This is a genomic window from Embleya sp. NPDC020886, from assembly GCF_044333915.1.
GTDB lineage: Bacteria > Actinomycetota > Actinomycetes > Streptomycetales > Streptomycetaceae > Embleya.
In genome coordinates this window covers 239,347-262,599 of the sequence record NZ_JBIRRX010000010.1, presented here as the reverse complement: position 1 = coordinate 262,599, position 23,253 = coordinate 239,347, and the positions used below count along the sequence as shown (strand labels likewise).

At 72.6% G+C, this 23,253-nt stretch carries 21 protein-coding genes; 10 read left to right on the top strand and 11 right to left on the bottom strand.

The features are described 5' to 3' along the window. Positions 1–27: 27 nt before the first annotated feature. Positions 28–957, bottom strand: a complete 930-nt coding sequence (locus ACH4U8_RS31360; protein WP_395781708.1) for a BadF/BadG/BcrA/BcrD ATPase family protein — start codon at positions 955–957, stop codon at positions 28–30. A 133-nt stretch (positions 958–1,090) separates the two neighbouring features. On the opposite strand from ACH4U8_RS31360, the gene ACH4U8_RS31355 reads away from it, so the two are divergent. The 5 genes from ACH4U8_RS31355 to ACH4U8_RS31335 are packed head-to-tail and all read left to right on the top strand — an operon-like array spanning position 1,091 to position 7,298. Further along, on the top strand, positions 1,091–2,434 hold the full coding sequence (locus ACH4U8_RS31355; RefSeq protein WP_395781706.1) for an MFS transporter: 1,344 nt from the start codon (positions 1,091–1,093) through the stop codon (positions 2,432–2,434). Beyond that, the gene (locus ACH4U8_RS31350; protein WP_395781704.1) at positions 2,431–3,438 is read left to right on the top strand and encodes an SDR family oxidoreductase; all 1,008 of its coding nucleotides are present in this window, start codon (positions 2,431–2,433) and stop codon (positions 3,436–3,438) included. The genes ACH4U8_RS31355 and ACH4U8_RS31350 overlap by 4 nt, the downstream gene beginning before the upstream one ends. Then, entirely contained in the window at positions 3,438–4,874 is a 1,437-nt protein-coding gene (locus tag ACH4U8_RS31345) for a trehalose-6-phosphate synthase (protein WP_395781702.1), read from the top strand. The genes ACH4U8_RS31350 and ACH4U8_RS31345 overlap by 1 nt, the downstream gene beginning before the upstream one ends. Positions 4,875–4,902: 28 nt before the next feature. Further along, positions 4,903–6,321, top strand: a complete 1,419-nt coding sequence (locus ACH4U8_RS31340; RefSeq protein ID WP_395781700.1) for an aspartate aminotransferase family protein — start codon at positions 4,903–4,905, stop codon at positions 6,319–6,321. Beyond that, positions 6,318–7,298: an alcohol dehydrogenase catalytic domain-containing protein gene (locus ACH4U8_RS31335; RefSeq protein WP_395781698.1), complete on the top strand. Its 981-nt coding sequence runs from the start codon at positions 6,318–6,320 to the stop codon at positions 7,296–7,298. Before ACH4U8_RS31340 ends, ACH4U8_RS31335 begins: the two co-directional genes overlap by 4 nt. 27 nt (positions 7,299–7,325) lie before the next feature. Here ACH4U8_RS31335 and ACH4U8_RS31330 read toward each other — a convergent pair whose 3' ends face one another. Next, complete coding sequence (locus ACH4U8_RS31330; protein ID WP_395781696.1) at positions 7,326–8,570, bottom strand: hypothetical protein; 1,245 nt, start codon at positions 8,568–8,570, stop codon at positions 7,326–7,328. A 157-nt stretch (positions 8,571–8,727) separates the two neighbouring features. Then, complete coding sequence (locus tag ACH4U8_RS31325) at positions 8,728–9,996, bottom strand: OmpA family protein (protein ID WP_379989355.1); 1,269 nt, start codon at positions 9,994–9,996, stop codon at positions 8,728–8,730. A gap of 243 nt (positions 9,997–10,239) precedes the next feature. Between ACH4U8_RS31325 and ACH4U8_RS31320 the strand changes: the two genes are divergently transcribed. After that, positions 10,240–10,854, top strand: coding sequence for a hypothetical protein (locus ACH4U8_RS31320; RefSeq protein WP_395781694.1), 615 nt, complete (start codon positions 10,240–10,242; stop codon positions 10,852–10,854). Between the two features lie 68 nt (positions 10,855–10,922). Here ACH4U8_RS31320 and ACH4U8_RS31315 read toward each other — a convergent pair whose 3' ends face one another. The 4 genes from ACH4U8_RS31315 to ACH4U8_RS31300 all read right to left on the bottom strand — a co-directional run bounded on the left by ACH4U8_RS31315 (position 10,923) and on the right by ACH4U8_RS31300 (position 15,831). Then, positions 10,923–11,852 (bottom strand): hypothetical protein, encoded by a 930-nt coding sequence (locus ACH4U8_RS31315; protein WP_395781692.1) that lies wholly within the window; start codon positions 11,850–11,852, stop codon positions 10,923–10,925. Positions 11,853–11,854: 2 nt separating this feature from the next. After that, on the bottom strand, positions 11,855–14,116 hold the full coding sequence (locus ACH4U8_RS31310; protein ID WP_395781690.1) for a hypothetical protein: 2,262 nt from the start codon (positions 14,114–14,116) through the stop codon (positions 11,855–11,857). A gap of 15 nt (positions 14,117–14,131) precedes the next feature. Beyond that, positions 14,132–14,935, bottom strand: coding sequence for a hypothetical protein (locus tag ACH4U8_RS31305; protein WP_395781688.1), 804 nt, complete (start codon positions 14,933–14,935; stop codon positions 14,132–14,134). A 140-nt stretch (positions 14,936–15,075) separates the two neighbouring features. Next, complete coding sequence (locus tag ACH4U8_RS31300) at positions 15,076–15,831, bottom strand: Crp/Fnr family transcriptional regulator (RefSeq protein ID WP_360315594.1); 756 nt, start codon at positions 15,829–15,831, stop codon at positions 15,076–15,078. A gap of 219 nt (positions 15,832–16,050) precedes the next feature. Here ACH4U8_RS31300 and ACH4U8_RS31295 point away from each other — a divergent pair, with 219 nt between their 5' ends. Next, positions 16,051–16,461: a PPOX class F420-dependent oxidoreductase gene (locus ACH4U8_RS31295; protein WP_360315596.1), complete on the top strand. Its 411-nt coding sequence runs from the start codon at positions 16,051–16,053 to the stop codon at positions 16,459–16,461. 27 nt (positions 16,462–16,488) lie between these two features. Here the strand turns inward: ACH4U8_RS31295 and ACH4U8_RS31290 are convergent, their stop codons facing one another. Then, the gene (locus ACH4U8_RS31290; protein ID WP_395781686.1) at positions 16,489–17,070 is read right to left on the bottom strand and encodes a histidine phosphatase family protein; all 582 of its coding nucleotides are present in this window, start codon (positions 17,068–17,070) and stop codon (positions 16,489–16,491) included. Positions 17,071–17,416: 346 nt separating this feature from the next. Here ACH4U8_RS31290 and ACH4U8_RS31285 point away from each other — a divergent pair, with 346 nt between their 5' ends. The 3 genes from ACH4U8_RS31285 (at position 17,417) to ACH4U8_RS31275 (ending at position 19,161) form a co-directional block, all read left to right on the top strand. Next, the gene (locus tag ACH4U8_RS31285) at positions 17,417–17,626 is read left to right on the top strand and encodes a CbtB-domain containing protein (RefSeq protein WP_360315600.1); all 210 of its coding nucleotides are present in this window, start codon (positions 17,417–17,419) and stop codon (positions 17,624–17,626) included. 93 nt (positions 17,627–17,719) lie between these two features. Next, the gene (locus tag ACH4U8_RS31280; protein ID WP_395781684.1) at positions 17,720–18,472 is read left to right on the top strand and encodes a CbtA family protein; all 753 of its coding nucleotides are present in this window, start codon (positions 17,720–17,722) and stop codon (positions 18,470–18,472) included. A gap of 194 nt (positions 18,473–18,666) precedes the next feature. Further along, positions 18,667–19,161, top strand: a complete 495-nt coding sequence (locus ACH4U8_RS31275) for a hypothetical protein (RefSeq protein WP_395781682.1) — start codon at positions 18,667–18,669, stop codon at positions 19,159–19,161. A gap of 14 nt (positions 19,162–19,175) precedes the next feature. On the opposite strand, the gene ACH4U8_RS31270 is transcribed toward ACH4U8_RS31275, so the two are convergent. From ACH4U8_RS31270 to ACH4U8_RS31260, 3 genes are read right to left on the bottom strand one after another with little or no spacing between them, the layout of a single operon-like run. Beyond that, on the bottom strand, positions 19,176–20,921 hold the full coding sequence (locus ACH4U8_RS31270) for a serine/threonine protein kinase (protein ID WP_395781680.1): 1,746 nt from the start codon (positions 20,919–20,921) through the stop codon (positions 19,176–19,178). A 51-nt stretch (positions 20,922–20,972) separates the two neighbouring features. Further along, positions 20,973–21,632, bottom strand: a complete 660-nt coding sequence (locus ACH4U8_RS31265) for an Lrp/AsnC family transcriptional regulator (protein WP_360315608.1) — start codon at positions 21,630–21,632, stop codon at positions 20,973–20,975. Further along, positions 21,629–23,026: an NAD(P)/FAD-dependent oxidoreductase gene (locus ACH4U8_RS31260; RefSeq protein ID WP_395781678.1), complete on the bottom strand. Its 1,398-nt coding sequence runs from the start codon at positions 23,024–23,026 to the stop codon at positions 21,629–21,631. The genes ACH4U8_RS31265 and ACH4U8_RS31260 overlap by 4 nt, the downstream gene beginning before the upstream one ends. Positions 23,027–23,253: the final 227 nt, after the last annotated feature.

Sequence of the window (23,253 nt, the reverse complement as noted above, 5' to 3'; positions counted from 1 at the left end):
CCCTTCGCTCGACTGCGCCCCGGCACCTCAGAGGTTGCGGATATGTGCCCAACTCTTGGGCGGCGAACCATCGTTCGCAAGCAACGCGGCATATATCGCGGCGACCGGATCGACGACCACGGTCGGCGGTTCGGCCGCGCCGAGTTCGGTCACGATCCGCCGGCTCAGCTCGGCGGCGTACGGCGGACAGCCGCGGAACACACCGCCGTTGAGCACGGCACGCCACGTCCCGGTCAGCCCGGCCGCGTCCCGGGCCGCGCGCACACCCGTGATCAGCTCGTCCACACCGGCGCGCACCACCTCGCCCGCCACCGCGTCGCCCGCCTGCCAGGCCGCGCACACCTCGGGTGCGAGTGCGGCCACCGCGGCCTTGGGAAACGGCTCGGCGGCCAGCCGACGGGCGAGTTCGCGCGGCTCGGCCGCGGCGAACAACGTGGTCGGCCGCCCGCGCCCGTCCGCCCCGCGCACGGCCGCCCGCAGGCCCGCCTCACCGAGCGCGTACGCGCTGCCCTGGTCGCTGCCCAGATACTCGCAGCCGCCGATCACGACGGGGGGTCCCGCGTCCGGCCCGGCACTCGCCACGCAGGCCGAGCCGGTGCCGGCCACCACCACGACGCCGCGCCCGGACAGCGGCGGTGCGAGCAGCAGCGGCGGCACGTCGCCGGAGACCACGAGCCGACCCGGCAGGCCCTGCTCGCGCGCGAGCACGGCCAGTCGGTCGATCGCCGCCGGCGCGGTGTCCATGGTGATCGCCGAGCTCGCGAACCAGCCGACCGCCGTACCACTCAGGTCCGCGGCGATCTCGGCCAACAGCCGCACCAGCGTCTCCTCGGCGGCGGCGCCGGCCGAGGCGGGGTTCACCGACCCTCGGGTGTGCCGGATCGTGTCGAGCACCAGCGCCGTGGTGCGCGTGCCGCCGGCGTCGATCGCCCAGTATCCGCCGGCCCGGTGTCCCACAGTCGAAAGCCTCCGCAGTCCGTCGAAAAGCAATGTTCCGGGCCACGCTACCGGTGCACGTTGCCGGCCGAGGGTGCCGGCGAGGCAGTACGGTGGACGACACTCTCGGTCACCCCTCATGGACGGAGCGTCGATGCGGCACGGCGGCGGTGTACTCGGGCTGGTCGCTCCCGCGACGAGTTGGGGGCTGTTCTGGGGCGGTTGGGCCGCACTGATTCCCACCATCAAGGACGAACTCTCCCTGGACGACCGGCAATTGGGTCTGGCGCTGTTCGCGGTCCCGGTCGCGGCGGTGCCCGCGATGTTGCTCACCGGGCCGCTCGCCCGGCGACTCGGGCCGCGCACCCTGCCGCTGGTGACCGCCGCCTTCGCGGGCGGCATCCTGGCCGTCGCGGCGGCCGGGTCCGGGTGGACGCTCGCCGCCGCGCTGTTGCTGATCGGCGCGGCCAGCGGCGCGATCGAGGTGGCGCTGAACGCCACCACGGCCGCCCGCGAGGCGCTCACCGGCGAGCGGCTGTTCAACAAGGTCCAGGCGGCCACCCCGCTGGCGATGGTGCTCGCCGCCCCGGCGGTCGGCCTGGCCCTGCATCCGGGTGCGTCCGCGCGGGCGATCCTGGTGACGATCGCGGTGCTGGTCGCACTCAGCGCGATCCCGGCGATCGACCGGCGGCGATGGCAGGAGCAGGAGGACCCCGAGCCTGCCGCGCACACCGACCGCGCGCACGGCCGACTCCTGGTCGGCCTGCTCGTGGTCGGCGCGGTCGGCGGCACCGTACTGCTGATGGAGAACACCGTCGAGCAGTGGGGCGCGATCCACCTGGCGGACGGCCTCGGCGCGGGTTCCTTCCTGGCCGCGTGCGGCCCGGCCGCCTACATGGCGGGCCTGTCCGCCGGTCGCCTGCTCGCCCAGTGGCGCGGCGAACGGGTCGGCGACCAGGCGCTGGTGCTGGTGGGCGGTGTGCTGGGCGGCCTGGGGCTGGCCCTCGCGGCGGCGGCCTGGTCCACCGCGAGCACGCTCGCCGGGTTCGCCCTCGCCGGCGTGGGACTTGCCCCGGTCGTCCCGACGCTGCTCGCGGCGACCGGGCGCGCGGTCGCCCCCGAGCGGCGCGCACAAGCGATCTCGCTGGTCACCACGGTGTCCTACGCGGGCTTCCTGGGCGCTCCCCCGCTGGTCGGCACCTTGGCCGGGCAACTCGGCCTGGGCACCGTCCTGGGCCTCGTCGCGCTGTGCGGAGCGGTGGTGGTGGCGGGCAGTCGGTCGCTGCGCCTGTTGCCGGCCGAGGAGACGGGTGATCCGGCGCCGAAGGGGGGTACGGATCCGTCGACGGACCCGCCGGGCCGGGCCGATCGCGCGGCCGACCACGCCGGCGCGGGCGAACGAGGTTCGGCGCGCGCATCGGACGAACCACCCGGGTCGAGCGGGTCGCAGCAACCCGGCCGGCCGAACCGGCCGCACCCGAAGGGGGTTTCCCGATGATCCGGGTCCTGGTGTTCGGCTCGGGATACATAGCCGGCCACGTCGGCACCCGATTGGCCCGCCTCGGCCACGGTGTCGTGCTCGGCTCGCGGCGCCGCCCGCGTACCCCGGAGACCAGGGGTCTGCGTTGGCTCCCGGTGGACGTCGCCGATCCGCGCCAGGTGCGTACCGTCGTCGACGCGGTCCGCCCGGACGCGGTGGTGGCCGCACACGGACCCTCGGACATCACCTGGTGCGAGGCCGATCCGGCCGGCGCGGCGGCCGTGCACGCGGCGGGCGCCCGACACGTGGTCGCCGCGGTCGCCGGCCGGACCGCGCGCACCGTACTGATCTCCACGGACAACGTGTTCGCCGGACACGCGGACAGTTGCAGCGAATCCGACCCGACCACACCGGCCAACGCCTACGGCCGCGCGAAGCTGGCCGCCGAGACCGCCTACCTCGCCGGCGGCGACGCGCTCGTGTTACGGGTCAGCCTGGTGTACGGATGGGACCGGGCCGGATTGCGACCGAACTTCTTCACCACGTGTGCCGAACGCCTGGCCGTGGGCGAACCGGTCGCGGTGCCGGACGCGCACTGGAATACGCCGGTGTTGATCGACGACGTCGCCGCCTGGACCACCGCGCTGCTCGACTCGCCGCACACCGGCGTGGTGCACCTGGGTGGCCCGCGTCGGCTCTCCCGGCTCCGGTGGGCCCGGCACATCGCGACCACCTACGGCGTGGACCCCGCGCTGGTGACCGCCGTACCGCAGGGGGACACCGCGTACGCGTGCCGCCCGCGCAACGCGTGTCTGCACAGCGAGCGCGCCGCGCATCTGCCCGAACTGCGCGGTCTGGCCCCGGTGGACGTCTTCGCCGCGGACGCCGCGCTGATCGCCGGGCCGACGGGACCGCAACCACCCGCGCCGCCCGGGAGCCCGACCGCCCTCGACGCCCCGGCCGCCTTCGACACCCCAGCCGCCTTCGACGCTTCAGCCGTCTTCGGAAGGGACCAGCCCTGATGGACCGTCATCTGTTCCTGGCCAGCAAGCGCGCCGCAGTCAGTTTCGCCCCGGATCCGGAGAGCGGCACGCTGCGACCATGGCTCGCCCCCGGTGGTACCGGCAACGTGGTCGCCGAGCAGGCGGGCGTACTCGACGTCACCTGGATCGCCAGCGCGGACACCGACGACGATCATCGGGCGGCCCGGGAGAACCCCGAGGGCCTGGATCTGCGGCTGCGTTCGGGCCGGGACATCCGGGTCCGTCTGCTGCGGCACGATCGGGACACCTTCGAGGTGGTGCAGAACTTCCTCACCGCCCAGCTCATGTGGGCCGCGAACAACTACGGCTGGGATCGGTGGAAGACGCCGACCTTCGGTACCGAGACGTATGCCGGCCTGGAGCGGTTCGCCGAGTTCACCGAGGACTTCGCCGGTGCGTTGCTGGCCGACTCGGCGGACGTCGCGAACCCGACCTACCTGGTGCACGACTATCAACTCGTCGGTGTCCCGGCCCGATTGCGCGCGGTGCGGACGAACGCGCCGATCCTGCTGTTCGTGCACATCCCGTGGCCGTCGCCGGACTATTGGCGGATCCTGCCCAAGGCGATGCGGGTCGGCATCCTGGAGGGCATGTTGCCCGCGACCACCATCGGCTTCTTCGCGGAGCGCTGGTGCCGCAACTTCCTGGACTGCGTGGCGGATCTGATCCCCGACGCACAGGTGGACCGCAACGCGGGCCTGGTGCACTGGCGCGGCCGGCGCACCGGCGTACGCACGATGCCGCTCGGTTACAGCCCCCTCGCCCTGGAGGCGGATCGGCCACGTCTCCCGGAGGGGATCGCGGAGTGGGCGGGCGACGCACCACTGGTCGTGCACAGCGGCCGGACCGACCCGATGAAGAACGCCGAACGCGCGGTCCGGGCCTTCGTGTCGGCGCATCGCCTGGAGCCGGCGGTGCGCTCGTCCAGGTTGCTGATCCGGATGAATCCCAATCGGCTCTACGTCGAGGCGAACGCCGAGTACCTGCGCCGGGTGGAGTACACGATCGCCGAGGCGAACGCCGAACTGGGCCCGGACACCGTGCGGTTGCACTGCGACAACGAAGTCGAGCACACCATCGGCTGCTTCCGCCGGGCCGACGTGCTGATCTTCAACTCGACGGTGGACGGCCAGAATCTGAGCACCTTCGAGGCGCCGCTGGTCAACGAGCGGGACGCCGAGGTGATCCTGTCCGAGATGTGCGGCGCGGCCGAGATCCTGGCCCCGGTCTGCCGCACGGTCAACCCGTTCGACCTGGTCGAGCAGGCCGAGGCGTTGATCGCCGCCTTGACCGCGACCCCCGCCGAGCGCAAGGCGGCGGCCGAGCGGCGCCGCCGGGTCGCCGAGCCATGGACCCTGGAGGCCTGGGTGCGCACCCAGTTGGCCTGGCTGGACGCGGACCACCACGATGCCTGAGCCGATACCCCGATCGACACCCCGACCGATGCCCCGGCCGATGGAGGGGCCGTCGGCCGGGGCCGTCCAGGTCGCGCAATACCAGTTGGGCAACGCGGTGTTGGTTCGCGGCGAGGGCATTCGCTCGTGGGACTCCACCGGCCGGGAGTATCTGGACTGCGTATCCGGGACGTTCAACCTGGTGCTCGGGCACAATCACCCCGAGGTGATGGCGGCGGTGCGCGAGCAGACCGAGGAACTGGTGTTCGCCTCCTCGTCGTTCCGCACCGAGCCGACCGACCGGCTGATGTGCGATCTGGTCGCCCTCGCGCCCGCCGGCCTGACCCGGGTGAACCTGCGCAGCAGCGGCGGGTCGACCGCGAACGAGGGCGCGATCAAGATCGCCCGGCATCACACCGGACGGCGGGATGTGATCGTGCCGTTTCGGGGCCATGTCGGACAGACCATCGCGGCCACCGCGTTCAACGGCAGCAGCCGCATGCGCGCGCCGTTCCCGGTGCACGCCGCCGGCGCCCTGCACGTGCCCGACGCGTACTGCTTCCGCTGCTTCTATCGGCAGACCCCGGACACCTGCGGCATGTTGTGCGTGGAACGGATCGAGGACTTCATCACGTACGCGAGTTCCGGCAGCGTCGCGTGTGTGTTGATCGAGCCGATCAGCGGGATGGGCGGCAACATCGTGCCGCCGCCCGGATACTTCCAGGCGTTGCGGGCGCTGTGCGACGAGCACGGGATCGTGTTGATCTTCGACGAGATCCAGACCGCGTTCGGCCGCACCGGCGAGATGTTCGCGGCGGACCACTTCGGCGTCACCCCGCACATGATGACCGTCGCCAAGGGCCTGACCGGCAGCGGCCTGCCGCTCGCGGCGATCCTGACCGAGGAGCGCATGGCCGACTGGGACCGGTCGTTGCACGGGTTCACCTACGGCGGCCACACACTGGCCGCGGCGGCGGGGGTCAAGACGTTGGAGATCGTCCGCCGCCCGGGGTTCCTGGCCAACGTGCGCCGGGTCGGCGCGATCTTGAGCGACCGCCTGCGGGTGCTCCAGCGCGAGCATCCCGTGCTCGGCGACGTCCGTGGGCCGGGCCTGATGATCGGCGTGGAGTTGGTCCGCCCGGACGGCGCGAAGGCACCGGAGCTGGCCCAGGCGTTCCAACATCTCCTGCACGAGCGAGGCGTGCTCACCCGTGTGTCGGAACACGGCCTGGGCAATGTGATCGAGTTGCGGCCGCCGCTGATCCTGACGCCGACCGACGCACACCTGATCGCGGATCGATTCGGCGAGGCGCTGGAGATGTTGCGCAGGCGCACCGCATCCACCACGCCCGCGACGCGGGTGGTCCCGGGAGCACGGCCGGGCCGGCAGGCGTCGTGCTCGGCCACGCGACCGGCCCACTCCGCCCCGACGACGTCCTCCACCACCGCCTCGGACTCGGCGGAATGAGGGTCGAGTTGGGCCCGTACGGCCCCCGCCTGCGGCTCGACCGGCCCGACCCGCCGGCCGGCGAGCACCGGGTGTCGATCCGGATCGAACTGGCCGGACTGTGCCGCTCCGACCTCAAGGAGGTGGCCCGCGAGCGGCACGGCCCCAGCCAGTTCGGCCACGAACTCGTCGGCGTGATCCACGAGTCCACGCTTGCGGACCGACTGCCCACCGGCTTGCGGGTGGCCCTGGACCCCAACGTCCGGCTCGCCCGCACCACCGGCTTCGCCACCGAGATGTACGCGGCCGGACCGGCCGAGCACCTGCTCACCGCGCTGCATCCGGTCCCGGACCGACTCCCGGCCCGGCAGGCCGTGTTCGCCGAGCCGCTCGCCTGCGCCGAACATTGCGTCGCGGCCTTGGCCGGCCACCTGGGCATGCCCGTGGCCGGCCGCCGGCTGGTCGTGCTCGGCGCGGGCGCGGCCGGGTTGCTGATCGCCGGCTCCGCCGAACTGGCGGGCGCCGAAGTCACCTTGGCCAACCGCAGTGCCGACCGCGCGAAGTTCCTTCGGGACCGCGGCTTCGAGGTACGCGCCATCGCGACGCTGCCCGCCGCGGCCTTCGACGCGGCGGTGATCGCCACCAGCTTCGTCCGCCCGGACATCCTGGCCGACGCCCTGCGGGTCCTCGTGCCGGCCGGCCTGGCCCTGCTCTACGGCGGTACCGCCCCCGGCGACGAACTCCGCGGCCTGCCGGTCGACCTGGACCACGTGCGCCGGCACGAACACGCGGTCCACACCACCTGGTCCGGCCACCGGGTCACGGTGGCCGGCAGCTACGGCACCACCCCGGCCGACTTCACCGCCGCCCTGTCCTCCCTCCCCCGGCTGCCCGTCGAACGTCTGATCACCGAGGAGGTCACCCTCCCCCAACTACCCGCCGTCCTGCGCGAGCAGGTCGCCGGCCGCCCCCTCGGCAAGACCGTGATCCACCCGTAGCCCGGGGCCGGCCCACCCGTACCCGCCTCAGCCACTCGCTTCCGGTCGCTCGTCGAGCCTGGCCACCAGTCGCTCCTGTCGCTCCTTGAGTCCGGCCGGCGAATACTCGGCGAGCACCCGCCGCGCCTCCACCAACGGCCCCAACTCGGGCCCGGGTTCGGCCACCCCCCGGAACAACAACGCGGAGGCCGCCGCCGCCTGGGCGGTCACCCCGCCGGGTTCCAGCGCGGGCGGCAGGTGTCCCGCCTGGCCGTGCAGCATCCGCGCCCGCAGGATCGCGCCCTCCCAGACCCGCATGCTCTCCAGCCGCACCTGTGCGGCGAGTTCGTCACACATCGCCTGGAGGTCGCTGCACTCCTTGTCGTGCGCGCACAGCTTGTCCTCGACCCGGCAGGCCAATCGCCGATAGCTGCGGGTGGCGCGCCACAACCGCCGCCGGGCCTCGGTGGCGCTGTCCGCGTAGGGGTTGTGCGCGACGACCTTCATCGCCATCGCGGTGAGCGCGAGCACGAGCATCAGCACCGCCACCGAACCGGCCGGGTAGCGCTGCGCGATGGTCGCGTCGGCTTCCTGGGCCGCGTCCCCGACCCGCAACACGGCCCACATGGCCACCGTGATCATGACGCTCGCGAGATAGAGCAGCGGCAGCGGGAAACCGGCCAGGATCGCCATCCCCGGCCGGTCCTTGAAGCGTTCCCGCAGCGCGTCGCGCCACCGATGCAGCGGCGACGCCATCACGTGCCCGGCCAGCAACATCGCCACCGCGAGGGCCACTCCGGGCAGGAACGAGACGACCTGCTCCGCACGCGAGGGCGATTCGCCGTCGACGGTCAGGTCCTGGAAGACCTGCCTGAAGAACCACGCGTCGAAGGCGCCCAGGGCGAGCACCATCGGCCAGCGCAGGATCTGGATCCAGGCGTCCCGGCGACGCCGGTCGTGCGCGCCGTCCGCGCGATGGCGCGCCTCGACGGCGGCCTGCGCGCTCCGGGCCGCCGCGAGGGTGTTCGCCGACTCGAACCGGGCCAACGCCCGGACGGCCTGCTCGCCGGCCGCGTGGGCCTCGATCACCTTGGTCCGGCCCCGGGCGAGTCGCTCCCGGTTGTGGCCGACGATCTCGGCGACTTCCCGAACGGCACGCAACAGCACCTGCATCTCGCCGTTGTCCAGCAGCTCGGCGTCGTGCGGGGGCGCCTGTTCCGCGTGCTGCACGAGGTTTCTGATCTCACAACCGCAGCCGTGTTGGCAGGTCGGCGATCGGTGGGTGATGGACACGCTGGACCTCTCGTTGTCTCGGGTACGACGAAGCGGTGGGAAGCGGTACGAGGGAGCAGGACGCGGACGCGGTAGGACCGAGGCGTCCGACCGAGCCGCGTCCTCGCGGCGGCGGGAGGGGTCGGGGCGGCCACCCCGACCCCGGTCGTCGCCCCGGTCAGGGCTGCACGGTCGCGACGATCTCGACGCGACGGTTGCAGGCCATGGCCCGGTAGTCCGGCACCGTGCCGCGATATTCGGGACTGCACATCGGATGCCGGTCGGCGTCGCCCCGGGCGGTCACGTCGGTGACGCCGCGCTTGAGGAGTTCGGTGCGCACCGCGTCCGCTCGGGCCTGGGACAGCTCCTCGCCGCGGGCCTTGCTGCCGCGCGAATCGGTGTTGCCGGTCACCACCACACGCACCCGGCCCAGCCCGATCAGCCGGTGCGCGGCGTCGTCGAGTTGCGCCAACGCCTCCGGCGAGAGTTCGGCGCGGTCGGTGGCGAACAGGAGCGAGTCCGGCAGCACGATGGTGGTCACCGGTCCGGCGGTCGTGGTCCGGCCGGTGGGGAAGTCGATCGCCGGTTCGGCGAGCGGATCGGCGGGCCCGCCGGCCGGGACGATCCGCGCGGCGCCTTCGACCCGACACGAGGCCGCCTTCGCGGCGGCACACATGCCCTGCCACAGGTCGACGAGCCACGCGGTCTGCGGTGACGAGGGCGGGTTGCCGGTACCGAGGTGGCCGATGCCGCGGATGGCCACGTCGATCCCGGCCAGGTCCGGCAACTCCCCTGCCCGGGCACAGGATTCGATGATCGTGGCGATCTCGGCACGGTCGAAGCCGACCGAACGCAGGTCCGCGCAGCCGGTGTTGACCAGCCCGTCGGTGGCGACCAGCACACGTCGGCGACCCTGCGGCCCGAGTTGTTCGCGGGTGGCGGCGAGCGCGCCCAGCAGGTCGGTGTTCGGGGTGCGCGCGGTGCCGCCGGCGACCTCGCCGATGCGCTGTCGCAGGCAGTTGGTTCGGCGCTGCCGCTCGTCCGCGCGCCGCCGGGCGACGCCGCGGACGGGGGTGACGACCGCCCGATCGACCTCCCAGCCGATCGAGGTTCGGGTGCCGTCGAAGCCGGAGACGGACAGATCGCCGCCTTCCAGTGCTTCGGGTGCCAGGTAGTCGGCGGCCAGCACGGTGGCGGGCCAGTCCGGAACCTCGCGGCCCGCCGGCGTGTCCCTGCCGGCCCGAGTGGATGCCGTGCGGTCCACCAGCACGGCGGTGTGCGCCGTACCGACGTCCCGGTCGTTGTCGGTCTTGCCCAACCACGCGCAGGGGCGCGCCTGGGGTGTCTCGAAGGCCCCGCACCCGGTAGCGGTGCCGAGCAGCGTCACGATCATCGCGATCGTGACCGCGATCCGGCGTCGGGGAGACGCCGCCGTCTGGGCAGTCACCGTGTCCTCATTCCTGGCGATCCTGGCGATCCGAAGTCCTGGCAGTTCGAAGTCCCGGCGATCGGAATCCCGGCGGTCCGAAGTCCCCGCGATCCGAGGTTCGCGGTGGTGGGAGATTCCCGGTGCCGGGAAATTCCTGATGATTCGAGGGGGGAATCCACATTCGTAGCTGTTCCGAACCCGCCCGACCGGCGGTTACTGGAGGTGTCGGACCCACCGACCCACCGACCCACGGGAGTTGCGATGTCAGCCGGCCCGAACCCGGGTTCCTCGACCACGACCGACCCGACGACCGGTACACCGACGACCGACCCGACCGCCGATGCGCCGACGCCGGGACCGGCCGGTGCCGCGGGGCCCCTGGTCGGGCCGCCGGACACCCGTTCCGACCTGGCCGTGCTCGCGACCCTCCAGTCCGCCACCCAGTTCGCCGACACGAAGGTCGGCATCCTGGGCGCGGTCCAGGCGGGAATCCTGGCGACCGCGATTCCCCGGGCCGACGCGGTCCGCGATGCCTGGGAGCGGGGTGGGGCGATCGGGTGGCTGGCGGTCGTCCTGCTCGCGGCGCAGGTGTCGGGTTTCGTGGCCGGGATCTACTGCGTGGCCCAGGCGTTGCGTCCCCGGTTGAACCCGCCGCCCGCGCCCAACCGGTTCAGCCTGCCCCTGCTGGCCGCCGGGGACGGTACCCCGCCCACCGGTGGCGATCGTTGCGAACAGCGGGAGATCTGGCAGTTCGCCCGGGTGGTGGCCGAGGTGGCGGTGATCAAACACCGCCATGTCGCCCGGGCGATCGTCTGCACGGGCGTGATGGCCGTCGCCGGCGGATCGTGGTTCCTGGTCGGCCCGTTGCTCGGCTGACCGGGCGGCGGGGGTCGGGTGGCGGTCGGTCGGGTGGCGGGGGTCGGCCCGCCGCCCGGCTTGCTCGCTCAGCGCTCGTCGAACCGGGGCAGCGGCTCGGGCGGTCCGGATCGGGACGTCGGGCCACCGGGCATGGGCATCCCGAACACCTTCATGGCGCGCCCGAGTTGCTCCTCGTTGGTGACCACGAAGTCGAAGATGTCCATCTGCTGGTAGGCCTTGGTCTGGGCACTGAGGTAGTCGATGAACAACTGCACCTGCCCGGTGCGCTCGTCGAACATCCGGGCCACCTGGACGGCCGCCTCCTGCGGGCGCTCGGCGAGCAGTACCGCCCACGGCGTGGTCCAGGACAACGTCTCCACCTCGTGCGGCGTCAGCGCCCGGGTGCGGGTGCCGTCGGCGCCGCCCTCGATGCCGGTGACCAGTCCCTCGGCCAGGAAGTCCCGCCAGTGCGCCGAGACTTCGCGCAGTCGGCGAACCCGCAGCCGGGACAGGTCGTACTCGTGCTCGATCTGTTGCCGGCGCAGCGCCGCCTCCTGTTCCCGGTCGCGTACCTCGGGCGCCGGTTGCACCCGGGCGAGGGTCGCGCAGCGCACCAGTCCGTTCTCGAAGCACTCGCCGTCCGCGAGCACCGCGTTGACGGCGCGTTCGGCGTCCTCGACCCGATAGGGCTCGTGCTCCTGGGCGGGTTTGCGGATGCGGTCGGCGAGCCGGTCCGAAAGCCCTTCCTGGTACGTGTCGATGCTTCGCTGCAGGGCCGCCTCGTCGTGGCGTCCCTCCGCGCACCAGTCGCAGCGAATGTCGAGGTGGAACATGAACCCGCCGCCCCTGGCCGGGGTTTCCAGGGAGATCGTGGTCGTGCGGTGCACGGTCAGCAGCTCGGGCAGGTCCGCCCCGACGTGGACGGGTGAGCGAAAGACCGAACGCAGCCAGGTCCGCAGTCCGCGACGGCGGGGGGACCCGCCGAAGGTGCGCGTCGTGCCGGGCGTGAAGCTCATGCCTACCACCTTTCCTGAACGAGAATGTCGATGTCCGCGGCCGCGCCGTTGCCGACCCGCTGGTGATCCCACAGGCGCAGGTGGAACAGCAGCCGGGTGCGCAGTCCCCGGTCCGGGTCGGCGCACAGGTCGCCGACGAACTCGGCGACCGCCGCCACCAGGCGCTCGTCGTCGCCGGCCCGATCCACCCACTGACGGACGATGTCCCAACCGCGCCGCCGGACGCCGTCGTGCGCGCTGTGCATGATCTGCCGCGTCAGCACCAACAGGTCTGCTCGCGCGTTGGGTTCGTGCAGCAGTTGGGTCAGCGCCGGCACGTTGCGGTCGGCCGGCAGCCGGCTGATCAGTTGCAGGCACATCGCGGCGTCGATGTGCAACAGCGGGTAGGGCGATGCCGACCACAGGGCCAGGCGTTGCAGCACCTGGGTGGTCGATCCCGCGACGTAGAGTTCGCCCACCGCACCGCGCACGCTGCGCTGTCGAGACCTGGCGATCCGCTCCAGGCCGTCCAGTGCGTCGACCGGGAAGAGCGCGCCGATCGTGGTGCCGTACGCCTCCAGGGCACAGTCCTGATACCGGTGGGTGGCGGACCAGCCCTTGAGCAGTCGGCGAATGCGACCGGCGAGGCGATCGTCGGTCGCGGCACGTTCGAGCGCCCACGCGGCGGCCTTGATCCGCCGAACGGCGAGTGGGTCGACCCGGCGATCGGCGGCGGCCCAGTGCCGGAGCAGTTCCGACTCGACGAAGTCGAAGTCGAAGGTGGCGAGCAGCCCGACGGCCTGCGCCGCCGGCACCCGGATGCGCTCCTCGTCCCGCACCACGAGTTCCGCCAGCCACTCCAGGAGGGGAGCGCGCGCACCGCCGTGGTCGTGCCACAGGACTTCGAGCACCACCGGCACCAGGCCGCGTTGGCGCACCACCACCCGACAGCCCGGGTCGTTCGGCATCTTGCGGACCCGACCACCGGTGGGGTCGGTGAACCACACCTCCTCGTGCGCGGTCCAGTCGTTCAGGCTCTCGTGGAACAGCGGCATCTCGGGCGGCGAGGAGGGCGAGCGCACGCCGTGCAACAAGGCGCCCAGTCGTTGCGACTCCTGGCTCACCCGGGTCGGCGACAGGCCGTCGAGCACGACGCAGGCCAGCAGGAACGCCTTGGACCACAGCGAGATGCTCTCGTCCGGGCCGCCGCCGGCCGACTCCCCGCCCGCGGCGGATTTCACCGGCGGGCCCAACAGGAACTGCGCACGCGTGCGCAACCTGGCCCGCAGTCCCTCGGCCAGCTCGTCCGGTGGCACGTCGTCGAGTTCGTCGGTCGCCAACTGCTCGGCCAGTGCCACGATCTCGGTGAACCTTTGCAGTCCGCCCAGTTCGTCCACCACCGCCTCGGCGGCCAGCAACTTGGCGGGGGCGTCCGGGCGTTCGGTGAGGCGGTGGCACAGGTGGCGTTCCAGCACCGCTTCGCGCTCGGGTGGGCGATGCTCGACGAGGTAGCCCGCGAGGCCGTCCCGGTCCAGGGGTAAGCGCTTGTCGAGCACGATCACCAGGGGCCGGTCCAGGGTCTGTCCGCCGAGCCGGTGCAGGAGTTGCGGGCGCAGCCGCTGGGCCCACCGGGCGCCGTCGCCCTCCAGCACGTGGGCGCAGCCGTGCTCCAGTCGGCCGGTGGCCGCCAGGTCCCGTGGATCCAGGTCGGGGTCCAGGACCACCACGCCGCCGCGTTCGAGGTCCTGGCGGGCCTCCTCGGCGGCCAGCCGGGCCGTGGTGCCCCGGCCGGTGCCGACGGCCCCGCACAGGATCGCCACGCCCTTGCTCTTCAAGGTGGCGACGAGCAACGTGTGCGAGGCCGGTCGCTCGTAGGTCTCGCGCAAGCGGTCCAGGGTGTCGCCGGGTATGGGTCCGTCGACCGGGTCGATCGGCCGGCCGGCGTCGGAGTAGAAGTTCTTGATGATGGTTTCCGCCGCGTAGGATCCGGCGCCGTAGGCGACCCCGCCCGCACGGATCCGGGTGTTGCCCTGCACGTGCGCGCCCCGGTAGCCGAGGCGGGCCCGGCGCAGATCGCGGCTGTTCGCCGCCTCCGCCGCCTCGGCGTCGATGTCGTCGTCCGGGACGTCGGTGGGCGGCGCCGCGCCCGCATCGCCTTCGGGCGCGGCGCCGGTGCGGGCGTCGCGTTCGGCGCCGTCCGCAGGGGGTGGGGTGGTGGGATCGGGTGTGCCGGGACTCGCGGGTGGGTCGCCGCCGGTGCTCGGGGTGTCGCTTTCGCTGTCCATGACCTGTCGTGTCCGTCAGTCGCGTCCGTTGATGGTGATGTTGTGCGCCGCGTGGCTGCCGGCGCCGAAGGTGACACCGCCGACGTCCTTGATCCGATGTACGTGCGTGCCCGCGCCGGAGCTGTGCGAGGCGGGCCGCTCGGGTTCGGGCCGGGTGCCGCGCCGGTCGGCGGTGTCCGCGGCCCGAGGCTGCTCGGCCGGGTCGTCCTCGGGCTCGAATCCGCGCAGTTCGGCGGGTCGGTGCTCCGGGACGTGCACCCAGCCGTGGCCGTCGTATTCCTTGGCCCGGACCGGAATGCGGGTGTATTGCGCGGGGTCCAGGCCCCGCTCGCGCAGGCGGACCACGTCCTGATAGAGCGAGTCGGACACGATCACCACCAGGTCGGTGGTGAGCGTCCGGGCGAGCACCCGCTTGAGTACGGGCGCGTCCAGCAGTCGGGCCACCGCGATCGGGGTCTGCCCGGCGTGGCCCAGCGCGGCCGGGCGGGCCACGCCGACGTGCACCGCCATCCGCAGCCGCAGTCGATCCCGGGTCGGCACGTTGGCGTTGCGTTCCGCGAGGCAGCCCGCGAGGTGTCGGACGAAGTCGCCGACGATCACGCTTTCGTGCGTGTCGGGGGGCAACACCGCGAACTCCTGGTCGCCCTGCGCCTGACGCACCCACCGGGAGCGGTCGATCCCGGCGCGGGCCGCCGCGCGGTCGAGGATGGCGAGCAAGTCGGCTTGTGCGCACTCCTGTTGCGGGGTGTCCAGTCGGCTGTACTGCTCCACGTCGGTGGCCAGGCACAGCAGGCGCGAGATGGCAAGGTTCGAAGTCATCGGCAACTCGTCCGTTCCGAGGGGGAAATGCGCGACGAAGGGGCGCGCGGTGGGTCAACTGTGCGACCGGGCACCGGAAATCACCCAGCGAGTCGTACTAATACGCCTTTGCCGGCGTCGGCGGCGGCCGGGCGTTGCAGTCAGCGGCCGTTCGGGGGCAGTTGGGCCAGTGCCCGCAACCGGGCCGGGTCGAGCACGGTGGTACGCCGGTAGCCGGTGGTCAGCAGGCGGTCCTCGCGCAGCTCGCGCAGCGCCTTGTGGATGGTGACCTCGGCCGAGCCGACCAGCGCGGCCAGCTCCGGCTGGGTCAGCGTGACGCCGATGACCACGCCGCGCGGCTCCGGGATGCCGTGCTCACCGGCCAGTTCGGCCAGTACGCGGGCCAGCCGCACCTTGACCGGATAGCCGCCGAACTCGATGCGTCGGCGGTTCGCCCAGCGCAACTTCTGTGCGACGACCCCGGCGATCAGGATGGCCGCCTCGGGGTGATCGCTCAGGAACTGCCGAAGTTCCGAGCGGCGTACGACACTCGCGGCGATCGGGCCGCAGGCCGTCACGGTCGCCGACCTCGGCGCGTCGTCCATCGCCGCCAGTTCGCCGACCACGTCGCCGCCGACGCGGATCGCCAAGAGCGACTCGTGCCCGTTCTCCAGCGCGGCGGTGACCTTGGTGATTCCGCTGCGCAGCAACACCGTGTGGTGTGATTCGTCGCCCTCGCGAAGGATCGTTTCCTGCGGCAGGTATCGGCAACGGGTGCCCAGCCGAAGCAGTTCGCGGCAGACCGGCGCCGAGAGGCGGCCGAGGAAGCTGCGGGCCGGCCACTGTTCCGGGGCGGGTTCGGTCGTGTTCGGGCACTCGGGAATTCGGCGATCCTCGGCTTCGTCGTTCGGCGACAACGGCGCCCCTCTCGGTCCGGGAGGTTATGGATATCGGTTGCAACGGCCCTGATCCACCCTCCGGTTCCACGAAGTCGTCCCGTAGTGGTGTGCGCGGTAGTGCGTGCGGCGTGCCGGTTCACTCCGGCGCGACACCGGCGCACGCAGGCGCGCGAACGGCGCTCGACGAAGGAGCGCGGACACTCCCCCGCCCGAGGAGCACGACCTAGGATCGCGATCATGACGATCTCTCTGGGCGGGACCGCCCGCCGACTGCTCGACGCCGCGCACCCCGCGGTGCTGGCCACCGTCAACCGGGACGGCAGCCCGCAGACCTCGGTGGTGTGGATCGGACTCGACGGCGACGACGTGGTGATCTCCTCGCAGGCCGGCCGGCTCAAGGAGCGCAACCTGCGCCGTGAGCCGCGCGCGAGCCTGACCATCTACGATCCGGCCGATTCCGACGTCTACCTGGAGGTGCGCGGCACCACCACGATCACCGAGGACGTCGACCGGCGGCTCGCCGTCGCGTTGGCCGAGAAGTACGAGGGCCCCGGCGCGGGCGAGGAGTATCTCGCGCTGCCGGCCGAGTCGGTCCGGATCGTCATCCGCCTCACCCCGACCCGGCTCACCGGCCCGGCGGCGAACTGAGCGCTCCGCACGCGCGCCGACGGCGCGTCACGTGGCCGGACCGCCGAATCCGCGCAGGGCCCAGCGGGGACCGTTGTGGGTCAGGTCGACCCGGGTCAGCGGGCCCGCGTCCAGGTGCCAGAAGACGCTCGCGGGGGCGCGGAGCGCGTGCACCGCGACGGCGCGCGCGACGATCGGATGGGTGATCGCGACCACCCGCCCGTGGCCGGCCCGCGCCTGCTCGTCGAGCCACCGCGCGGACCGGTCCAGCACCGCGGCCAGCGACTCGCCGCCGTGCGGGGTCGCGGTCGGCTCGGCGAGCCACGCGGCCACCCCCGCCGGATCCGCGGCCAGCACCTCGTCCAGCGTGCGGCCCGCCCAGGTTCCGTGATCGCAGTCGCGCAGCGCCGGTTCGACCAGCGCGTGCGCCAGGCCGATCGCGATCGCGGTGTCCGCGCAGCGCGACTCGGGCCCGCGCACCGCCCGAGGCGGCTTCCCACCGTCCGGCGGCGCCGACCGCCGGGCCGCCGCCCGACCGTGCGCGGTGGGCGGCTCGTCCAGGGGGAAAGCGGCCCGCCCGGTGGCGGCGGTGGCGGCATGACACAGCAGCGTGACGCGCGTACTCACCATCCGCCCTTCCGGTCGCGGCACCGGACCGGCCGGGCGCAACAACCCATCCGGCTCGCCCGATCCACCCGATTCATCACGATCCATCCCGCCCGATCCGCCCGATGCACCCGGTTCAAGACTTGCACAAGGATCCCGCCCGACGGCCCGCGCCCGTTGACCCCGTCGGCGGGCGACCCCTAGATTCCGATCGACCTCGCGTCGCGACGAGGAAGCCGGTGAGACTCCGGTACGGGCGCGCCACTGTGATCGAGCCACCGACCCCGCGCGAGCGGGACCCGGCGGCCGTGAGTCAGACCCTCCCGCGACGCACCCCGCATCCGGGCGCGTTGCCCCGCAGGAGGATTTCGTGGCTCAGACCGCCGCTCGTCCCGTCGTCACACCGATCACGATTCCGGTCAAGGCGATCATGCCCTGGGCCGTGTTCGCCGGGGCGTTTCTGCTGTTCCTCATCTACTTCGTCGCCTCCGAGCAGGGCGCGGTCGCGCTCTTCTCGGGCTCGGGTGTGCACGAGTTCGTGCACGACGGGCGACACCTGCTCGGCTTCCCCTGCCACTGACGGCCGCGCGGTCCCACCGCGTGACCGGCACGGAACAGGTATCGCGCGATCCGTCCTCGCGGCGGGTCGCCAGACAGGAAGTCGACATCACGCATGGTGCGAAATCTGTTGATCCGCGGCATGCTCACCGGCGTGCTCGCCGGGCTGTTGGCGTGGGTGTTCGCGTGGGTGTTCGGTGAGCCGGAGGTCCGCAACGCGATCGCCTTCGAGGAGCACGAGGCGGGCGCGCACGGGGACCATCCCGAGGAGGAGATCGTCAGTCGTGGCGTGCAGAGCACGATCGGCATGCTGACCGGCGTGGGGGTGTACGGGATCGCGATCGGTGGACTGTTCGCGCTCGTCTTCGCGTTCGCGTACGGCAGGATCGGACCGTTCCGCCCTCGTGCGACCGCCGGGCTGCTGGCGTTGCTCGGGTTCGTGACGGTGATCGTGGTGCCGTTCCTGAAGTATCCGGCGAACCCGCCGGCGGTCGGCGACCCGGACACCATCGGGCGACGCACCGCGCTGTACTTCGGCCTGTTGGCGCTGTCCGTGCTGTTCGCGGCGGCGGCGGTACTGCTCGCCCGGCGGCTGACCCCGCGGCTCGGGGTCTGGAACGCCGTCCCGCTCGCCGTCGCGGCGTTCGTCGTCGCGGTCGGCGTCGCCATGTGGGCGATGCCGACGGTGAACGAGATCCCGGCCGAGTTCTCGGCCACGGTGGTATGGCGCTTCCGGGTGGCCTCGCTCGGCATCCACACGCTCATCTGGACCACGTTCGGCCTGGTCTTCGGCCTGTTGGCGGAACGTGTGCTCTTCCCCGTCGCCGATCCGCGACCCGAATCGCGGGTCCCGGCCGCCGCCGGTTGATCGGGTCGGCCCACCCGTGTCGTGGCCGGCATCCCTCACCGGCCACGACACCTCGCGCCGGCCGGGCCGGGTCGTACCCGGCCCGGCCGGCGGTGGCCCGACCCGACGCGTTCGGGTGGGATCGGCCCACCCGATAGGGTCGGTTCCCCGGATTTCCTCCTGCGGCAGCGACCGCCTTTGTAGGCTGCGAGACCATGCGCAAGATCGTCGTCGTCGGGATCGGCGGAGCCGGCCGCGCCGGGTGGGCCGATGCGCTCGGCGCCCGACTCGGGCTCCCGGTCACCCACTTGCCCACTCCGTACGACCGCGAGGACCGATCGACCACGACCGCCGAGGAGTTCGCCGACGCGCAGCGGGCGCTGATCGCGCAACCCGGCTGGATCCTGGTCGGCAACCATGCCCCGACGCTCGCCCTGCGGTTGGCCGCCGCCGACACCGTGGTCTTCCTGGACATCAGTCCGCCGGCCGCGATCGCCGATCTGATCGCCCACCGCCGACACCCCGAACCCGGCAGCCACGACCGGCTGAACCCGAGCGTGTTCCGCTCGGTGCTCGCCTACCGCCACACGGTGCGGCCCCGGGTGCGCCGGCTGATGGCCGAACACACCGGCCCGGCCACGCCGGTACACACCTTCACCACGCACCGCGCCGCCGACCGCTGGCTGGACACCCTGCCGACGGCGCCCTGAGGGCCCACGACCGCTCAGCGCTGGACGGACCGCCGCAGCCGGCCCCATTGCGGATGCCACTGCCAACAACCGTCGTCCGCGCGCCACGCCCACGTGTGCCACAGGCCGCCCCGGTCGTCGCCCAGGACGAGTTCGAGGTGGCGAGGTCGACGGGCGGAGCCGGCGATGTGCAGGTACGCACGATCCGACGGGGGCAACGGGATGGGGCCCGTGTACAGGTTGCCGGCATCGACCGAGACACCTCCTTCCGCTTCGAGGATCACCATCGCCTCGTCCGGAAGCAGCACCATCGCCCGGGCCCGTGCCGGGCCGTACCGGGGCCGGCGCAGGTGTTCGGTCTGCGGCCCCGGGCTCAACCACACCCGGCCGTCCGCGTCGATCAGGCCGTACGCGGCCGAGGACACGCACGGCACGATCGCGACGACCCCGGCCGGCACATCGCGCCCGCTGCCCGGATCGTGCAGGCGCCGCCAGTCCGGACCCGCGTCGATCCGGCACCACACACCCCCGTCGGCGTCGACGGCGAACAACCGCTGCCGAGCCCACGGAGCACCGGCCGCACGCACCCCGATCAACGCACTCGTCGCGCCGGGCCCCGGTTCACGCACCCACGGCGACCACGACGACTTCGGCACCAGCGATTCCGGATCCACGGCCAACTCGCTCCGCCACAACCGGCCTTCGTCGTCGAGCAACCACAACATCTCCCGATGCAAGGACGGCGACGCGGCGGCGAGCGCCGACACCGGAGCGGGCGCCGGGTGGTCGAACGGCACCCATTCGCTCCACCGCTGCTCGACGTACCAGCGGTGCCACAGACCACGATCGTCGGCGGCGAACACCTCGTTGTGCGACTCGGCCAGCGAGGCGATCGTGAACACCGGGTCCGCCGGCCGGCGCGGCCCACCGATCGGCACGGTCGCCGAAGCGTCGCGCAACCGACGCGCGACGACCCCCGCGCCGGGCCGCTCGGCGGCGTCCGGGGAGGTCAACTCGTCGATCAGACGCAGGAGTTGCGGATCCACATCGGCCCGCCGCAGCAGCGCGGCCGAGATGCCTGCGGCCAGCCGCACCGCCTCCTCCTCGCGCAACTCCTGCACGGTGGAGGGAAGTTCGCCCAGCAGGCACTGGCCCAGGATCACCCCGAGCGCCCACATGTCGTCCTCGGGCCGCACCCGGCGCCGCGTGCCGGTGGGCGCCGCGAGTCGTTGCGGCGACATGTAGGACAGCGTGCCGCCGAGGTCGAACGCGGACGTGCCGATCAGCGCCGACGTCACGTTGAAGTCGGCGATCTTCCACAACCCCCGGCAGCGCACGATGTTCCCCGGCTTGAGGTCCGCGTGCACCCAGCCGCGTGCGTGTACGTGTTCCAGCGCCGTCGCGATCCCGGACAGCGCCGCCGCCGCGTCCCCGGAGCGCAACGGGCCCTCGACGTCCAGGTGGTCGGCGAGCGAACGATCGCCCAGTTCCATCACCTGCACCAGGCAACCCGCGAACTCGCCCTCCTCGGCCACGAACGCGTCCACGTACGCCACCGCGTGCGGGCAGCCCAGGAGTTCCTCCTGGACCCGGATCTCGGCGAGCGCGGACTGCCGCTGCGCCGCGCTGCCCCGCGCGTGGTAGATCTTCACCGCGCGCCGCTCGACGATCCCGGCCGGATTGGCCCGTGCCCGGCGCGCCGGCAACACCCGCGCGAAGTGCCCGCTGCCCAGCGGCGCCGACACGTCGACCAGCCACTCCCCCACCCGCATATCGGTCATGCTGCGGATTCTAGGCAGCACGCGCCGGTGGCCGGTGGCCGAATCGGCGGCTCAACGATTGTCGCGCTGGTCCAACCCCGAACCCGGCGCTATCTCCGGCGAGTCGAGCAGCGAGGACTCCACACCCCCGACGCCCCAGCCGTAGGCCAACTTGTGTACTTCGAGGACGAAGAAGGAGTCGGTGGAGACCACCCCGTCGATCAGCAGCAGTCGGCGGTTGAGCAGGTCGGTGAAGTGGTCGGTGTCGCGGCAGATCACCTCGACCATCACGTCGTACTGGCCGGCCACCATCACCACGTAGGACGTCTCCGGCAGTTCGCGCAGTTCGCGGCACACCTCCCGGGCGCTGCCGGCGCGGACCCGCATGCCGATCATCGCGAGCCGATCGAAACCGATCGTCAGCGGATTGGCGATGCCGACGATCTGGAGCGTGCCGCTCTCCTCCAGCCGCTGCACCCGATAGCGCACCGAGGACGCCGGGATGCCCAGGTCCTCGGCGATCTGCTTGTACGCCCGCCGGCCGTCGGCCTGGAGGATGGCGATGATGCGCCGGTCGATGTCGTCCAACGGGCCTGCGGGGTTCATGCGGCTGCTCCGGGTGTGCTGCGGCGCCGAGTTCGGCACGTCCTCTCGATCTTCGCCCGCCATCTTGCCCTGTTCCTCCCGCTCCTCGGGTGCGCCCCGCCCGCCGGTGCCGCCTGCCTCGGTCACGAATCGAAGCCCAGGCCGAGCCGGTCGAGGGTGCGCAGCCACATGTTGCGACCGCCGTGCGTGTCCTCGCGGGCCATCGACCAGCGGGTGGCCTGGATGCCGATCCAGCGCGCGGGCTCGGGCGGGAACGGGATCGGCTTGCGCCTGATCATCTCCAGCTCCGTACGTTCGGTCCGGGTCCCGGCGAGCAGGTCGAGCACCACCTCCGCACCGAACCGGGTCGCCCCCACGCCCAGTCCGGTGAAGCCTAGGGCGTAGCCGACCCGGCCGGCCGCGGCGGTGCCGGCGAACATGCAGAACCGGGTGGTCGAGTCGATCACGCCGCCCCACGCGTGCGAGAAGGCGACGTCGGCCAACGGCGGGAAGGTCGCGGCGAACTGCTCGGCGAGCACGTCGAACGTCTCCGGGCGCTGGGTCAGCGCCTCGTCCACCCGGCTGCCGAAGTGGTAGATGGCGTCGTAGCCGCCCCACAGGATGCGGTTGTCGTCCGTCTTGCGCACGTAGTGGAACTGGTTGCCCGCGTCGGTGACGCCGTGCGCACCGGTCCAGCCGATCGCGGCGAGCTGATCGTCCGTCAGCGGCTCGGTGGTCAGCGCGTAGTCGTACACCGGCACCATGCTCAGGCCGAGCCGGCGAAGCAGCGGCGGGTAGATGTTGGTGGCCAGTGCGACCCGGCGCGCGCCGACGATCCCGTACGGGGTGGTGAGCCGGATCAGATCGGCGGGCCTGGTGTCGATCGCGGTGACCTCGGTGCGTTCCACGATCCGTACGCCCGCGTCCAGGCAGGCCCGGCGCAGTCCCCACACCAGGCGGGCCGGGTCCAGGAGCGCGTAGTCGGGCTGCCAGACGCCCGCCGACCACAGCGGCGAGTCGACGTACGCCCGCAGCGCGTCGTCTTCGAGGTACGTGGCCTGCTCGCCGTGCCGATTGGCCACCGGTACGGACGCGCGCAGCGCCTGGGCCTGCCACGGGGTGGCGGCCACCGCGACCTTGCCGGTGCGGGCGAAGCCGCAGTCGATGCCGTGCGTGTCCAGGTCGCGTTCGAACGCGTCCAGGTTCCGCGCACCCAGGCGTTGCAGCGTGTCGATCTCGTCCGGCCAGCGCTGTAGGCCGTTGGCCAGCCCGTGGGTGAGGCTGGGTGAGCAGAAGCCGCCGTTGCGCCCGCTGGCGGCGTGGCCGCAGGTGCCCTGTTCGAGCACCAGTACGTCACGGCCGGGGTCGCGTTGTTTGGCGATCAGCGCGGTCCACAGCCCGGTGTATCCGCCGCCGACCACGGCCAGGTCGGTCCGGGTGTCCCCGACCTGGCGGGCCAGCGGCTCCGGGTGCTCGGGCCGATCAAGCCAGAACGGCTCCTGGGCGGTGCGGAGCAACGCGGTGCGGTGGGTGGGGGTCATGCGGTTTCCCCTGCGGGTCGTGGCCGATATTCATGCTCTTGCTTGGCCTCGAACGCCGGCCGGGGCGGCGATGGCTCGGCTGACGCTTGGATGGCCCGGTTCGCGCGAACCGGCCCGGCCGGCGCTTGAGGCCACCTCGGCCGCAGGCCGGGTCGAATCAGCCCGGCCCGTGTTCGAGGCCACCGGGCCGGGCCGGCGCGTGAGGCCCGGCCCGGCGATCGGGTGCC